Below are 15,451 nucleotides of genomic sequence, written 5' to 3' on the forward strand. Positions count from 1 at the left end.
GAAGCGCCCGACGGCGGGCGGGCGGTTCCCCCTCGACCGGTAGCCTGGAGGAATGCTCCGCACCATCGATCTGCGCGGCCGCGTGCTCTCGCCCGCCGAGTTCCTCGCCGCCGTTCCCCGCGCCGATGCCGCCCGCGACGAAGCGCTCGCGACCGCGGCCCGCATCGTCGACGACGTTGCTCAGCGGGGTGAGGAAGCGTTGCGCGAGCAGGCAGCGACATTCGACCGCGTCAGCGACCACGCGATCGCCGTCCCCACGGCGCACCTCGACGAGGCTCTCGCGGGCCTCGAACCCGGTATCCGGGCCGCGCTCGACGAGGCCATCCGCCGTGTCCGGACGGCGTCAGCCGCGCAAGTCCCCGCTCCCTCCGTCACCGAGCTGGGCCCGGGAGCGCGCGTCACGCAGCGGTGGCAGCCGGTCCGCCGGGTCGGCCTCTACGTCCCCGGCGGCAAGGCCGTGTACCCCTCGAGCGTCGTGATGAATGTCGTCCCCGCCCAGGTCGCGGGAGTCCGCGAGGTCGCGCTCGCCTCACCGCCGCAGGCCGAGTTCGGCGGGCGCGTGCACCCGGTGATCCTGGCCGCCGCGCGGCTGCTCGGCGTCACCGAGGTCTATGCCATGGGCGGTGCGGGAGCGATCGGCGCGTTCGCGTACGGCGTCTCCTCGCTCGGCCTGGACCCGGTCGACGTCGTGACCGGTCCGGGCAACAACTTCGTCGCCTCCGCGAAGCGCGCCGTGGCCGGCCGCGTGGGCACCGACTCCGAGGCCGGAGCCACCGAGATCCTCATCGTCGCCGATGCCACCGCCGATGCGGTTCTGGTCGCGGCCGACCTCGTCAGTCAAGCCGAGCACGATGAGCAGGCCTCGGCCGTCCTCGTGACCGACGCCCCGGACCTGGCGGATGCCGTGCGCGCGGCGCTCGAACCCCGTGTGACCTCCACGCGGCACTCCGAGCGCGTCCGCGCGGCATTCGACGGACCGCAGTCCGCGATCGTCCTCGTCGACGACGTCGCGCAGGCGACGGCGTTCAGCAACGCCTACGCACCGGAGCACCTCGAACTGCACCTGTCCGATCCCCGGCCGGAGGACTACGTCAACGCCGGCGCGGTGTTCGTCGGTCCCTACACGCCGGTGAGCCTCGGCGACTATCTCGCCGGCAGCAACCACGTCCTGCCCACCGGGGGCCAAGCCCGTTACGGGGCCGGGCTGTCGGCGGCGACGTTCCTGCGGCCCCAACAGGTCGTCGAGTACGACCGGGCCGCGCTGTCGGCGGTGCACGAGGCCATCGTCACCCTCGCCCAGGCCGAGGCGCTGCCCGCGCACGGCGAGGCCGTCGCGGCGCGCTTCACCGACTGATCGGGGTCCCTCATGCACTGCCCGTTCTGCCGCAACCCGGACTCCCGCGTCATCGACTCCCGCACGAGCGACGACGGGCTCAGCATCCGTCGCCGTCGGCAGTGTCCGAAGTGCGGCGGGCGTTTCTCGACGGTCGAGACGGCGAGCCTCAACGTCATCAAGCGCTCGGGTGTGGTCGAGCCGTTCAGCCGCGAAAAGGTGATGTCGGGTGTACGGAAGGCATGTCAGGGCCGACCGGTGACGGATGCCGATCTCGCGATGCTCGCGCAGCAGGTCGAAGAGGCGATCCGCCAGACCGGGTCCTCGCAGATCGAGGCGAATGAGATCGGGTTGTCGATCCTCGGTCCTCTCCGGGAACTCGACGAAGTCGCCTACTTGCGGTTCGCGAGCGTCTACCAGGCCTTCGAATCGCTCGACGACTTCGATGCCGCGATCGCCCAGTTGCGCGCTGACCACGCCGCGCGGGCGACCGCCGCGCCGGAGCCGGTCGACGACGTCCAGTAGCCTGACGGGGATGTATCCCCTTCTCTTCCGCTCGGTTCTGAGCCGCCTCGATCCTGAGTTCGCCCATCACCTGGGTGCCGCGGTGATCCGCGTCGCGGGCGTCGTGCCCGTGGCATCCGCGGTCCGTCGGCTCACCGCCCCCGCGCCGTCGTCGCGGGTGCGCGCCCTGGGGCTGACGTTCGATTCGCCCTTCGGCGTCGCCGCGGGCTTCGACAAGAACGTCACCATGGTGCGAGGCCTGGGTGCCCTGGGGTTCGGGCACGTCGAGGTGGGGACGGTCACGGCACTGCCGCAGCCGGGCAACCCGAAGCCGCGCCTGTTCCGTCTCATCGCCGATCGTGCGGTGATCAACCGCATGGGCTTCAACAACGACGGCGCCGCTGTCGCCGCCCGTCGACTGCAGGCACTGCGGCGTTCGCGTCGCCGCCCCGTCGTGGGCGTGAACATCGGCAAGAGCCGGGCGGTGGCCGTCGAGGATGCCACGACCGACTACGTCCGCAGCGCCCGTCTGCTGGCACCGCTCGCGGATTATCTCGTCGTCAACGTCTCCTCGCCCAACACCCCCGGTCTGCGGGGATTGCAGGCCGTCGAGACGCTGCGTCCGTTGCTCTCTGCGGTGCTCGAGGCTGCCGGGACGACGCCGTTGCTGGTCAAGATCGCGCCCGACCTCTCCGACGACGAGGTGGCGGACATCGCGCGGCTCGCCGTCGACGTGGGGCTTTCCGGCCTCATCGCCACGAACACCACGATCGGCCGCGAGGGGCTTCGCACCGCCGCGTCCACCGTCGAGGCCGCCGGAGCAGGCGGGCTGTCGGGGGCGCCGTTGAAAGAACGGGCGCTGGAGGTCCTCGACCTCGTGCGCGCCGCCGTGCCCGAGGAGTTCGTCGTGATCTCGGCCGGGGGAGTGGAGACCGCGGACGACGTGCGGGAACGTCTCGCGCACGGGGCGACTCTCGTCCAGGGCTACACGGCGTTCCTCTACCGCGGCCCGTTGTGGGCGCGCCAGATCAACCGAGGTCTGCGCCCCGGCGCATGAGAACGGCGGCGCGTCCCGAAGGACACGCCGCCGCCGACAGGGATCGGATCAGGCGGGGTACTGGCCGCGCTTGACCTGCGCCTTGGGCAGTCGCATGAAGCGCATCTGCACGGTGCGCATCGACGCGTACCAGCCGAGGCCCTTCTCGACCCGCCCCTCACCGAACTTCGCCTTCACGGCGCGCTTGACGCGGATCGAGGTGATGATCATGTCGCCGATGACGAAGAGGATGAAGATCCACAGCGCCACGAACGACCAGTACTGGAAGAAGCCATTGGGCACGAGCGTGAGCACGATGACGAGGATCATGAACGGCATCACGCCCTCGCCGAGGTGCCAGCCGGCGTCGACGAAGTCACGGGCGAACCGGCGCTGGTCTCCCTTGTCGCGCACGGGCAGGTAGCGCTCGTCGCCGGCGGCCATGCCGATGCGGGCCTTCTCGCGCTGGGCGGCGAGCTCGGCGCGCGCGCGAGCCTTCGCTTCTTTGGTGTCGGGGACCAGGGGACGCTTGCGGGCGGCCTCCTGCTCGGCCCGAGACGGCGTCGCGCGCCCCTTCCCCGCAGCGGTGGACTCCGCCTCGACGGGCGTGTCGTTGGGGACGGGTGCAGGGGACTTGGCCACGGATAACCTCGAGAGCTCACTGGATCGGAGACTTAAGATTACCCGCATGACCCTCGACCTGTCCCGGCGGGATGCCGTCCGCGCCACCGCGTCCGCCGGCATCCCCTCCGCCCTCGCCGATCTCGGCGCCCTCGTGCGCATCCCGTCCGTCGCCTGGCCCGCTTTCGACCAGGCCGAAGTGCAGCGCAGCGCCGACGCCGTCGCCGATCTGATGCGCGGAACGGGCGTGTTCGAGCGCGTCGAGGTCGCGCGCGCCGCGATCCCCGGCACGGACGAACTCGGCCAGCCCGCCGTCCTGGCATCCCGTCCGGCCCGCAACGGCCGTCCGACCGTGCTGCTGTACGCCCACCACGACGTGCAGCCGCCCGGTGACGAGGCCCTGTGGGAGTCGCCGCCGTTCGAGCCCACCGTCCGGGACGGCCGGCTGTACGGGCGCGGGGCCGCGGACGACAAGGCGGGCGTCATGGTCCATGTGGGGGCGATCCGTGCCCTGGTCGAGACGCTCGGCGACGACCTCGACCTCGGCATCGCCGTGTTCATCGAGGGCGAAGAGGAGTACGGTTCCCGCTCGTTCGCGCAGTTCCTCGTCGACCACGCCGACGTGCTCCGTTCCGATGTCATCGTCGTGGCCGACTCCGGCAACTGGGACGAGCGCACGCCCGGGCTGACGGTGTCGCTGCGCGGCAACGCGCGTTTCACCCTCACGGTCCGCACCCTCGCCCACGCCTCGCACTCGGGAATGATGGGCGGCGCGGTTCCGGATGCCATGCTCGCCACGGTGAAGCTCCTGTCGACGCTGTGGGACGACGACGGCGCGGTCGCCGTCGAAGGTCTGGCCGTGCGCGACGCCGACACGCCGCCGTACGACGAGGAGACCCTGCGCGCCGAGTCCGGCCTGCTCGACGGCGTGTCGCCCATCGGACGCGACAGCATCCTCAGCCGCCTGTGGAACAAGCCGTCGATCACGATCACGGGGTGGGATGCCACCCCCGTCGAGTCCGCATCGAACACCCTGGCTCCGCAGACCCGCGTCGTCCTCAGTGCCCGTGTGGCTCCCGGCCAGTCGGCGCAGGAGGCCTTCGCCGCGCTGGAGACGCACCTGCGCGCCCACGCGCCGTTCGGTGCGCTGCTGGAGTTCACCGACGTCGACTGCGGCGACGCGTTCCTGGTGGACACCGGGGGATGGGCCGTCGAGGATGCGCGCGAGGCCTTCGCCGAGGGGTATGGCGTGGATGCCGTCGACGTCGGCGTCGGGGGATCGATCCCGTTCATCGCCGACCTCGTCCGGGAGTTCCCCGGTGCGCAGATCCTCGTCACGGGTGTCGAGGATCCGCACGCCCGGGCCCACAGCCCGAACGAGTCCCTGCACCTCGAGACCTTCGGCAACGCGCTGGTCTCGGAGGCGCTGCTGCTGGAGCGTCTGAACCGCCGCACCGTCTGATCGAGCCGCGGGGGCGAGGCGGGCGTAGAATCGACTCGTCCCCGCGACCGAACGACCCGAAGGGCCACGCCATGACCGACACGACACTGTCGTCCGACGCCGTCACCCGCGAGCACGGAGTCGCCCTCACCGACGCCGCCGCCGACAAGGTGAAGAGCCTGCTCTCGCAGGAGGGACGCGACGACCTCCGTCTGCGCGTCGCCGTGCAGCCGGGCGGATGCTCCGGACTCATCTACCAGCTCTACTTCGACGAGCGCTATCTCGACGGCGACAAGGTCGTCGATTTCGACGGCGTCGAGGTCATCATCGACGACATGAGCGTTCCGTACCTCGACGGTGCGCACATCGACTTCAAGGACACGATCTCGGAGCAGGGCTTCACGATCGACAACCCCAACGCGCAGGGCTCCTGCGCCTGCGGCGACAGCTTCCACTGACGCCGGCCACGACGCTTCGGCGCCGATTCGACGACCCCCGGAAACCACGGATCACACCGCGGAATCCGGGGGTTTTCGATGCTTCGGTGCTGGACGAATGGCCAGAGAACCGTAAGAGCTTGCTCTAGACTGTCGAGAGCAACATCCACGACCCGGAAAGGTGCACTGTGCCCTCCAAACGTCGCCTTCGCTGGGCAGCTGTCCCCGTCGGGATCGCGTCCGTCGCCCTCCTCTCCGGCTGCACCACGTCGCAGCTCCACGGATTCCTCCCGGGATTCGTCGACGACGGAACACCCGCGACGAACCACACCGACATGGTCGCCGGCCTGTGGGTCAACTCGTGGATCGTCCTGCTCGCGGTGGGTGTCCTCACGTGGGGCCTCATGCTGTGGGCGGTCATCGCCTACCGGCGTCGCAAGGGCCAGTCGGGCCTGCCGGTGCAGCTGCGCTACAACATGCCGGTCGAGATCTTCTACACGGTTGTGCCGCTGATCCTCGTGGTGGGCTTCTTCGCCTTCACCGCCCGTGACCAGAACACGCTCGAGACGCAGTATGAGAACCCCGACGTCTCGATCACTGCGTACGGCAAGCAGTGGGCCTGGGACTTCCAGTACAACGGTGAGCGCGAAGACAACTCGGACGCGGTGTACTCCATGGGCGTCCAGGCCAAGGCAACCGGCGACGGGTACGACCTCCAGGACGTGCCGACGCTGTACCTGCCGGTCAACAAGACCGTCCAGATCGAGCTGCGTTCGCGCGACGTGATCCACTCGTTCTGGATCATCGACTTCCTCTACAAGAAGGACATGTACCTCGGCAAGGAGAACTACTGGTCGTTCACCCCGACCCGTGAGGGCACCTACGAGGGCAAGTGCGCCGAGCTGTGCGGTGAATACCACTCCGCCATGCTGTTCAACGTGAAGGTCGTCAGCGAGGGCGAGTACGAGGCCTACCTCGACTCCCTGCGCTCGGCCGGCGACGTCGGCGACATCAGTGATCTGTCCCGCCTGCAGAACCTCAGCACGGCCGGCACCGAAGGGAACGAGTGATCATGGCCACGACGCTTCCGCTCCAGGAGAAGGGCGCATCGCGCCCGACGACCCTCCCGCCGCGTCAAGCCGCTCTCCTCAGCAGCACCCGTGTGGAGCAGAAGGGCAACCTGGTCGTCAAGTGGATCACCTCCACCGACCACAAGACGATCGGGTACATGTACCTCATCGCCTCGGTGCTGTTCTTCATGCTCGGCGGTGTGATGGCGCTCATCATCCGCGCCGAGCTGTTCGAGCCCGGGATGCAGATCATCCCGACCAAAGAGCAGTACAACCAGCTGTTCACGATGCACGGCACGATCATGCTGCTCATGTTCGCGACGCCGCTCTTCGCCGGTTTCGCCAACGCGCTGCTGCCGCTGCAGATCGGTGCTCCCGATGTGGCGTTCCCGCGTCTGAACGCGTTCGCCTTCTGGCTGTTCCTCTTCGGCTCGACGATCGCCGTGTCCGGGTTCCTCACCCCGCAGGGTGCCGCCGGCTTCGGATGGTTCGCGTATCAGCCGCTGGCCAACGCGAGCTTCTCGCCCGGCGTCGGAGGCAACCTCTGGATGCTCGGCCTGGGCATCAGCGGTTTCGGAACGATCCTCGGTGCCGTGAACTTCATCACGACTGTTCTCACGATGCGGGCGCCCGGCATGACCATGTGGCGGATGCCGATCTTCTCGTGGAACACGCTCATCACGAGCATCCTGATCCTGCTGGCCTTCCCGGTCCTGGCCGCCGCGATCTTCGCCGCCGCCGCCGACCGCGTGCTCGGCGCTCAGATCTACAACCCCGAGAACGGTGGCGTGCTGCTGTGGCAGCACCTGTTCTGGTTCTTCGGTCACCCCGAGGTGTACATCATCGCGCTGCCGTTCTTCGGCATCGTCTCCGAGATCTTCCCGGTGTTCAGCCGTAAGCCGATCTTCGGATACAAGACCCTCGTCTACGCGACGATCGCCATCGCGGCGCTCTCCGTCGCGGTGTGGGCACACCACATGTACGTCACGGGCGGAGTCCTCCTGCCGTTCTTCGCCCTGATGACGATGCTCATCGCGGTTCCGACCGGCGTGAAGATCTTCAACTGGATCGGAACGCTCTGGCGAGGCTCGGTCACGTTCGAGACCCCCATGGTCTTCGCGCTCGGCTTCCTGGTGTCCTTCGTGTTCGGTGGCCTCACCGGCGTCATCCTCGCGTCGCCGCCGCTGGACTTCCACCTGTCCGACTCGTACTTCGTCGTGGCGCACTTCCACTACGTGGTCTTCGGCACCGTCGTGTTCGCGATGTTCGCGGGCTTCTACTTCTGGTGGCCGAAGTGGACCGGCAAGATGCTCAACGAGCGTCTCGGTATGGTGCACTTCTGGATGCTGTTCGTCGGATTCCACATGACCTTCCTCATCCAGCACTGGCTGGGCGTGGACGGCATGGTGCGCCGCTACGCCGACTACGCCGCGGCCGACGGCTTCACCTGGGGCAACCAGCTCTCGACCGTGGGATCGATGATCCTCGGCGCCTCGATGATCCCGTTCCTGCTGAACGTCTGGATCACGGCTCGCAAGGCACCTCGTGTGACCGTCGACGACCCGTGGGGGTACGGCGCGTCGCTCGAGTGGGCCACGTCGTGCCCGCCGCCGCGTCACAACTTCACGTCTATCCCGCGTATCCGCAGCGAGCGTCCTGCCTTCGACCTGAACCACCCCGAGGCCGGCGTGCCGGTCGGTGTGGGACCGGCCAAGGATGCGCCCGACGCGCCCGTGGTCGACGCTGCTGCCGGAGAGGTCAAGTAACCGATGCGTACCAACGTCAACCTCTGGTGGATTCTCACCGCCTTCTCGCTGTTCATCGCCGCGGTCTACGTGGTGTGGAACATCATCAGCCACGGCGAGCTGGAGTGGGTCGGAACGGTCGCTCTGGTCTTCATGGGCCTGATGAGTGCGATGATCGGCTTCTACATCGGCCGTGTGCTCAAGGCACAGCGCGGTGAGCTGCCCGAGGACTCGCTGACGGCCGACATCGACGACGGCGACCCCGAGATGGGTGAGTTCAGCCCGTGGTCGTGGTGGCCCATCGTCCTCGCCGGTTCCGCGGCCATCGCGGTGATCGGCCTGGCGGTTGGAAGCTGGCTCGTGCCCGTCGCCTTCGTCATCTTCGCGATCGCGATCGTCGGTTGGGTCTACGAGTACTACCGCGGGTATTTCGCGCGCTGATCCCGTGCCCCTTCGGTTGAACGCGGCCGCCGTCTCCGACGCTGGCGCGCATCGTCCTACCAACCAGGACGCCGCTTTTGCGGCGTCCTGGGGTGCGGCGGTCGCGGACGGCGTCGGCGGCGGCCCCTCCGGCGATCTTGCGTCGGCAGCGCTCGTGCACCGTCTGGTCGCCACGCGGGGATCGGATCTGGATGCCGACGGCCTGCTCGTCCGCATCCGTGAGGCCAATTGGGACATCCGAGCGCACGTCGAGCGCGACCCGGCCCTGGAGGGGATGGCCACGACTTTCACGGGTGTCTTCCTCGGTGCCGGTGCAGAACTTCTGCTGGCTCACACGGGCGACTCCCGCGCTTATCTTCTGCGTGATGGCGAGTTCTCCCGCCAGACGCGCGACGACTCGTACGTCCAGGCACTCGTCGACCACGGCATCATCTCGCCCGAGGCTGCGGCCGCGCACCCGCGTCGGAACATCATCACGGCGTCCCTCGCCGGTTCGGAGGGGGACGTGGTCTCGGTCGCCACCCACGCACCGCAGCCGGGCGACCGCTGGCTGCTGTGCAGCGACGGCCTCACCGACTACGTCCCGGAGGCGGATGTCGCGCGGCTCATCGCCGCGGCGGACGGCCCGCACGCGGCGGCGGCGTCGGCGGTGGCTCTCGCCCTGGAGGCAGGGACCCGCGACAACGTGACGGCGGTCGTGTGCGACGTGGTGGATGACGACGCGGTACCCTCCGATCCGATCTTCCTGGGCTCGGCGGCTCGCTGGTTCACCGAGGACGTCGAAACGGCCTGATATCGACGGGGCGGCCGGGGGCGCCCACCGGGCGGGTTATGACCGCCCGAACACGTCGATGGCCTCCGCGGCGATCTCCACGCTGCGCGACCCTCCGTGGCCGTCTTCTTCGACGATGTGCAGCACGCTGCCGGGCCAGGACCGATGCAGCTGCCACGCGGTGAATGCCGGGCCGCTGATGTCACGCCGGCCGTGGATCAGGACGCCGGGGATGCCGCTGAGCTCCGAGGCCCGGGCGAGGACGGCCTTCTCCGCGGGCAGGAAGCAGTCGTGGGCCCAATAGTGCGTCACCAGGGTGGCGAAATTGCGCTGCTCCCGTGCGTCTTCGTGCAGCGGGCCCGGACCGGCCTGCGGTCCCAGTGAGATGTGCGTGGCCTCCCAGGTATCCCACCGCTCCGCGGCATCCTGACGTACGGCGCGATCGGGAGAGCGCAGGAGTCGCGCATAGCCGTCGACCGTGCGTTCATCGGGCTCCAGCGGCTCACGGAGACGTTCGTGCGCCTCGGGGAACACCCGCGCGATCCCATCGGTGATCCAGTCGATCTCGGCGCGGCTCCCGCTGGTGACGGCGAAGTTCACGATGGCGGTGACGCGATCGGGGTGCTCGAGTGCATAGGCCAGTGCGAGGGTCGACCCCCACGAGACTCCGTGCAGCAGCCACCGCTCGATGTCGAGATGGCCGCGCAGCGCCTCGAGGTCCGCAATCAGGTCGTCCATGGTCTGCGTCTCGAGGGTCGCGAGGTCGTCGCACGCCCACGGGGTGCTCTTCCCGCACCCACGCTGGTCGAGACCCACGAGGAAGTACAGATCGGGGTCGAAACGCCGTCTGTACCCGCCGCGGCCCAGACCGCCGCCCGGACCCCCGTGCACGTACAGAGCAGGTCGGCCGTGGGGATTGCCGGACGTCTCCCAGAACAGGCGAGCGCCGTCCGGACGCTCGAGGAATCCTGTGGCGAACGGTGCGAGGGGAGGGTGGAGCATGTCGGAATCCTAGGCCAGGGGCTTCCCGCCTCCGCGTCGGCTCAGCGACGCACGACCATCACCGTCGGATCGAAGACGCGCTCGCACGGTCCTTCGTCGTTCTCGGAGGGCTGGCCTTCGCGCACCCAGTATTCGTACCCGCCGATCATCTCCCGGACGTTGTAGCCCAACTGGGCGAAGGCGAGAGCGCCCTTCTGGCCGGCGTTGCACCCCGGGCTCCAGCAATAGACGACGACGGGCATGTCGTAAGGGATCTCCGTCGGCGCGCGTTCCGTGATCTCCCGATAGGGCATGTGCACGGCGCCCGTGATGCGCCCCTGGTCCCAGGCGTCCTGGCCACGGACATCGACGAGCACGAACCGATCCTGCGCCCTCTGTGCGGCGTATACGTCGGACGGATCGGTCTCGTGCGCGAGGCGGGTCGAGAAGTACAGCGCGGCGTCGGTCATGTGACGACGCTAGCGCGCTCCGTCCGGCGGAAGAGAGGGAGCCGGATGCCATCGAGAGACGGCATCCTGCCATCTCGAGGGGAGTGCGGGGGAGGGGGAGCTCTGGAGCCGAGTGCGCCGACGCCGTGCCGGGAACGACGAAACCCCGGTGCCGCAGCACCGGGGTTTCGTCTGGGCTCACTCGCCCTTGTCTTCAGAGTCCTTCTTGCCGCCGAGACCCTTGGGGGCAGGGAACTCGACCTCGGTCCGCTCGCCGATCGCCATGTGGGGGCGACCCTCGGCATCGGCACGGGCGTTGGCGCCGGCGATCTCGTCGGTCTCCTCGTGGTCGATGTGGTCGAGCTCGTGGTGCTGGTGCGCGACCGCAGCGTCGATCTCGGCCTGAGTGACCGGAGTCAGCCGGTCCTCGAAGAACCACCGCGAGATCGAGGCGCGGAAGTTCTGGTGCCAGGGGATCTGGCCCTTGTCGTTCGGACGGACGACGAGCGGTTCGTAGGTCTCGTTGTCGACCAGCTTCCACCGCTCGTACTCGTCGACGGGCTGGTGCACCTCGATGTACTCGCCGCCGGGGAGACGGACGATACGACCGGACTCGTAGCCGTGCAGAGCGATCTCGCGATCCTTCTTCTGCAGCGCGATGCAGATGCGCTTCGTGACGAAGTAGGCGACGATCGGGCCGAGGATCAGCAGGGCCTGCAGGGCGTGGATGACGCCTTCCATCGTGAGGTGGAAGTGCGTCGCCATGATGTCGGACGAGGCCGCTGCCCACATAACCGCGTAGAACGTGACACCGGCGGCGCCGATGGCGGTACGGGTCGCGGCGTTGCGGGGACGCTGGGCGATGTGGTGCTCGCGCTTGTCACCGGTGATCCACGCCTCGATGAACGGGTAGATCAGCACGATGACGATGAACAGACCCAGGACGGCGACCGGGATGATGATGTTCCACGACCAGGTGTGTCCCCAGAGCACGAACTCGAGGTGCGGCGGGATCAGGCGCAGCATGCCGTCCGCGAAGCCGATGTACCAGTCGGGCTGGGTACCGGCGGACACGGGCGACGGGTCGTACGGACCGTAGTTCCAGATGGGGTTGATCGTCACGAGAGCGGCGATCAGGACGATCACACCGAACGTGATGAAGAAGAAGCCACCCATCTTGGAGGCGTAGACCGGGAGCATCGGGTAGCCCACGACGTTGCTGTTCGTCCGGGCGGGCCCGGCGAACTGCGTGTGCTTGTTGATGATCATCAGCATGAGGTGCACGGCCAGGAGCGCGACGAGGATCGCCGGCAGCAAGAGGATGTGCAGCGTGTACAGGCGGCCGACGATCGCCGTCCCCGGGAACTCGCCGCCGAACAGCAGGAACGAGGTCCAGGTGCCGATGATCGGCAGGCCCTTGATCATGCCGTCGATGATGCGCAGACCGTTGCCCGAGAGCAGGTCGTCGGGGAGGGAGTAGCCGGTGAAGCCCTCGGCCATCGCGAGGATGAAGAGGATGAAGCCGACGACCCAGTTCAGCTCACGCGGCTTGCGGAACGCGCCCGTGAAGAACACGCGGAGCATGTGCACGCCGATACCGGCGACGAAGACCAGCGCAGCCCAGTGGTGGATCTGGCGGACCAGCAGGCCACCGCGCAGGTCGAACGAGATGTGCAGGGCGGACTCCATGGCCGCCGACATCGCGATTCCGCGCATGGGCTCGTAGGCGCCGTTGTAGTGCGTCTCGACCATCGAGGCCTGGAAGAAGAAGGTCAGGAACGTGCCCGAGAGGAGCACGACGACGAAGCTCCACAGGGCGATCTCACCGAGCATGAACGACCAGTGGTCGGGGAAGATCTTGCGACCGAGCTCCTTGACGATGCCCGAGATGCTCGTGCGCTCGTCGAGGTAGTTCGCCGCGGCGCCGACGAACTTGCCGCCGAGGGGCTTGCTGCTGTCACGGCCGGTCTGGGGAGGACCCGAGTAGACCGCCGGCTCGGTGGTCACGTTCTCCGTGGGATGGGTGGCGGTGCTCATGAGCGCTCCCAGAAGCTGGGGCCGACGGGCTCTTCGAAGTCACTCTGCGCGACGAGGTAGCCCTCGGCGTCGACGGTGATCGGGAGCTGCGGCAGGGGACGGGCGGCCGGGCCGAAGATGACGGCCGCTCCGTTGGCGACGTCGAACTGCGACTGGTGGCAGGGGCACAGGAGGTGGTGGGTCTGCTGCTCGTACAGGGCGACGGGGCAGCCGACGTGCGTGCAGACCTTGGAGTACGCGACGATGCCGTCGTACGTCCAGTCCATGCGGTTGGTCTCGGGGTTCAGCTGCTCCGGCTGCAGGCGCATGAGCAGCACGATCGCCTTCGCCTTCTCCTCCAGGTACCCCTCGTCGTGGCCGAGGCCGGCGAGCTCTTCGGGGATCACGTGGAAGGCCGAGCCGAGCGTGACGTCGGCGGCGCGGATCGGACGACCCGAGGGATCGTGCGCGAGGCGCATGCCGCCCTCCCACATGGTGTGGCTGAGGAGCGCGACCGGGTCCTGGTCCTGGGGCGCGAGGCCGCGGAACAGGGTGATGCCGGGGATGACCGAGGCCACCAGCGCGGCGAACATCGAGTTGCGGATGATCTCGCGACGACCGAAGCCGGACTCCTCGTTCGCCTCGGCGAACACGTTGATCGCACCCTCACGGGTGACGTCGCGCCCACGGGTGGCGTGACGGTCCTCGATGTACTCCTTGTCGGACATCACGGACTTGGACCAGTGGATGGCGCCGATTCCGATCGCGAGCAGCGCGAAGGCGATACCCAGACCGATGAAGAGGTTGTTGTAGCGGATGTCGATCAGCGCGCCCGATTCGATCGGGAAGATCATGTAAGCGATGCTCGCCCAGATGCTCGCCGCGACCGAGAAGTAGAACAGCGTGTAGACCGTGCGGACCGCACGCTTCATCGCCTGCGGGTCCTGGTCCGTCATGCGCTGGCGGTGCCCCGGGAGACCGGGGTTCTGCACGGGGTCGGGAACCGCGACGGCGAGCCCGGAGCCGGGCTTCCATGAAGCCCTCTCGTGCTCGAGTGCGTCTTCCTCGTGTGCCATGGTGCTCCTCGTACGTTACGTAATGTCGATGACGACGATCAGTTGGACTTCGCCGTGATCCACACGGTGAGCGCGATGAGCGCTCCGATGCCGAAGATCCAGATGAACAGGCCCTCCGAGACCGGACCGAGCGATCCGAGTGCGTAGCCGCCGGGGGACTCGGACTTCTGAAGGAACATCAGGTACGAGATGACGTCGCGCTTGTCTTCGGGGGTGAGGTTGAGGTCGTTGAACACCGGCATGTTCTGGGGGCCGGTGACCATCGCCGCGTACATGTTGAGCGGCGTGACCGTGTGCAGGCCGGGGGCCCACTTGCCCTCGGTGAGTGCACCGCCGGCGCCGGCCACGTTGTGGCACATCGCGCAGTTGATGCGGAACAGCTCGGCACCGTGGGAGAGGTCGCCCTCTCCGTCGAGGGTCTCGGCCGACGGGTAGGCCGGCCCGGGGGCCGACGACTGCACGTAGGCGGCGATCGCGTTGATCTGCTCGTCCGTGAACTGCACCGGCTTCTGCGGGGCCTGCGGGCCCTGGGCCTGCAGCGGCATGCGTCCGGTCGAGACCTGGAAGTGGACCGAGAGCTCGCCGACACCGAAGAGCGACGGGCCCTGCTCGCTGCCCTGGAGGTCGAGACCGTGGCACGTGGCGCAGTTGGCCTGGAAGAGCTTTTTGCCCTCTTCGACCGAGCTGGCGGAGTTGGATGCGCTCGTGGGCGTGTCGGTCGCGGCCATGGCGGCCGACGCACCGGCATAGATGCCGCCGGTGAGGAGCAGGCCGATGCCGATCAGTGCGGCGGCGGCCAGGGGACTGCGGCGTCCGTTCGAGCGACGCGGCTTCTTCTCTCGTGCCATGTGAGGTGCAGCTCTCTTACTTCAGGAAGTAGATGACGAAGAACAGCGCGATCCAGACGACATCGACGAAGTGCCAGTAGTAGGACACGACGATCGAGGTGGTCATCTCTTTGCGACCGAAGTTCTTCACGGCGTACGCGCGGCCGATGACGAGCAGGAAGGCGATGAGGCCACCCGTCACGTGCAGGGCGTGGAATCCAGTGGTCAGGTAGAAGGCCGAGGCGTAGGGGTTCGCGCTGATCGGCATGCCCTCGGCCACCAGGGTCGCGTACTCCCACACCTGACCGGACACGAAGACCGCGCCGAGGATGAAGGTGAGGTAGAACCACTCGACCATTCCCCAGCGCTGCCAGAAGCTGTTCTTCTTGACCGTGTAGGGCTGGTAGCGCTCGGCGGCGAAGACGCCCATCTGGCACGTGACCGAGGACAGCACGAGGATGATCGTGTTGACGGTCGCGAAGGGCACGTTGAGCAGCTGCGTCTCTTCGGCCCACAGTGGCGCGGACGTGCTGCGCAGAGTGAAGTAGATCGCGAACAGGCCGGCGAAGAACATGACTTCGCTGCCCAGCCACACGATCGTGCCGACAGCGACCGGATCTGGTCGCTTCACGGCGCGCACGGCCTGGGAATACGTCGCTGGTGTCGTCACCATCCCATTATGCGCGATCCGAGAGGGCGATA

At 68.0% G+C, this 15,451-nt stretch carries 16 protein-coding genes; 9 read left to right on the top strand and 7 right to left on the bottom strand.

Features of this window, described 5'->3' with window-relative positions; translation table 11 throughout:
* Positions 1-52: 52 nt before the first annotated feature.
* From hisD to AC3E6M_RS10810, 3 genes are read left to right on the top strand one after another with little or no spacing between them, the layout of a single operon-like run.
* Positions 53-1,354 (top strand): histidinol dehydrogenase, encoded by a 1,302-nt coding sequence (hisD, locus tag AC3E6M_RS10800; RefSeq protein ID WP_490529870.1) that lies wholly within the window; start codon positions 53-55, stop codon positions 1,352-1,354.
* A gap of 12 nt (positions 1,355-1,366) precedes the next feature.
* Entirely contained in the window at positions 1,367-1,858 is a 492-nt protein-coding gene (nrdR, locus tag AC3E6M_RS10805; RefSeq protein WP_138172534.1) for a transcriptional regulator NrdR, read from the top strand.
* A 10-nt stretch (positions 1,859-1,868) separates the two neighbouring features.
* Complete coding sequence (locus AC3E6M_RS10810; protein ID WP_490529871.1) at positions 1,869-2,894, top strand: quinone-dependent dihydroorotate dehydrogenase; 1,026 nt, start codon at positions 1,869-1,871, stop codon at positions 2,892-2,894.
* 48 nt (positions 2,895-2,942) lie between these two features.
* Here the strand turns inward: AC3E6M_RS10810 and AC3E6M_RS10815 are convergent, their stop codons facing one another.
* Entirely contained in the window at positions 2,943-3,515 is a 573-nt protein-coding gene (locus tag AC3E6M_RS10815; protein ID WP_252370868.1) for a DUF3043 domain-containing protein, read from the bottom strand.
* Between the two features lie 46 nt (positions 3,516-3,561).
* On the opposite strand from AC3E6M_RS10815, the gene AC3E6M_RS10820 reads away from it, so the two are divergent.
* The 6 genes from AC3E6M_RS10820 (at position 3,562) to AC3E6M_RS10845 (ending at position 9,421) form a co-directional block, all read left to right on the top strand.
* Positions 3,562-4,956 (top strand): dipeptidase, encoded by a 1,395-nt coding sequence (locus AC3E6M_RS10820; RefSeq protein WP_490529872.1) that lies wholly within the window; start codon positions 3,562-3,564, stop codon positions 4,954-4,956.
* A 71-nt stretch (positions 4,957-5,027) separates the two neighbouring features.
* Entirely contained in the window at positions 5,028-5,393 is a 366-nt protein-coding gene (erpA, locus tag AC3E6M_RS10825) for an iron-sulfur cluster insertion protein ErpA (protein WP_138172530.1), read from the top strand.
* Positions 5,394-5,560: 167 nt separating this feature from the next.
* On the top strand, positions 5,561-6,442 hold the full coding sequence (gene ctaC, locus AC3E6M_RS10830) for an aa3-type cytochrome oxidase subunit II (protein WP_138172529.1): 882 nt from the start codon (positions 5,561-5,563) through the stop codon (positions 6,440-6,442).
* A 2-nt stretch (positions 6,443-6,444) separates the two neighbouring features.
* A complete protein-coding gene (gene ctaD, locus AC3E6M_RS10835) occupies positions 6,445-8,208 on the top strand; it encodes an aa3-type cytochrome oxidase subunit I (RefSeq protein WP_138172528.1) in 1,764 nt (587 codons plus the stop codon).
* A 3-nt stretch (positions 8,209-8,211) separates the two neighbouring features.
* The gene (locus AC3E6M_RS10840) at positions 8,212-8,628 is read left to right on the top strand and encodes a cytochrome c oxidase subunit 4 (protein ID WP_138172527.1); all 417 of its coding nucleotides are present in this window, start codon (positions 8,212-8,214) and stop codon (positions 8,626-8,628) included.
* A gap of 4 nt (positions 8,629-8,632) precedes the next feature.
* The gene (locus AC3E6M_RS10845) at positions 8,633-9,421 is read left to right on the top strand and encodes a PP2C family protein-serine/threonine phosphatase (protein ID WP_138172526.1); all 789 of its coding nucleotides are present in this window, start codon (positions 8,633-8,635) and stop codon (positions 9,419-9,421) included.
* Between the two features lie 36 nt (positions 9,422-9,457).
* On the opposite strand, the gene AC3E6M_RS10850 is transcribed toward AC3E6M_RS10845, so the two are convergent.
* From AC3E6M_RS10850 to ctaE, 6 genes are all read right to left on the bottom strand, one after another.
* Positions 9,458-10,402, bottom strand: coding sequence for an alpha/beta fold hydrolase (locus AC3E6M_RS10850; protein ID WP_490529873.1), 945 nt, complete (start codon positions 10,400-10,402; stop codon positions 9,458-9,460).
* Between the two features lie 41 nt (positions 10,403-10,443).
* The gene (locus tag AC3E6M_RS10855) at positions 10,444-10,851 is read right to left on the bottom strand and encodes a rhodanese-like domain-containing protein (RefSeq protein ID WP_490529874.1); all 408 of its coding nucleotides are present in this window, start codon (positions 10,849-10,851) and stop codon (positions 10,444-10,446) included.
* A gap of 177 nt (positions 10,852-11,028) precedes the next feature.
* Entirely contained in the window at positions 11,029-12,867 is a 1,839-nt protein-coding gene (gene qcrB / locus AC3E6M_RS10860) for a cytochrome bc1 complex cytochrome b subunit (protein ID WP_138172523.1), read from the bottom strand.
* Positions 12,864-13,922: a cytochrome bc1 complex Rieske iron-sulfur subunit gene (qcrA, locus tag AC3E6M_RS10865; protein ID WP_138172522.1), complete on the bottom strand. Its 1,059-nt coding sequence runs from the start codon at positions 13,920-13,922 to the stop codon at positions 12,864-12,866. Before qcrA ends, qcrB begins: the two co-directional genes overlap by 4 nt.
* Before the next feature lie 38 nt (positions 13,923-13,960).
* A complete protein-coding gene (gene qcrC, locus AC3E6M_RS10870; RefSeq protein WP_138172521.1) occupies positions 13,961-14,770 on the bottom strand; it encodes a cytochrome bc1 complex diheme cytochrome c subunit in 810 nt (269 codons plus the stop codon).
* Positions 14,771-14,786: 16 nt separating this feature from the next.
* Positions 14,787-15,422: an aa3-type cytochrome oxidase subunit III gene (gene ctaE / locus AC3E6M_RS10875; protein WP_138172520.1), complete on the bottom strand. Its 636-nt coding sequence runs from the start codon at positions 15,420-15,422 to the stop codon at positions 14,787-14,789.
* Positions 15,423-15,451 lie beyond the last annotated feature (29 nt).

The sequence above is a fragment of the Microbacterium sp. SCPM-O-B-15248 (M128) genome, from assembly GCF_058214835.1.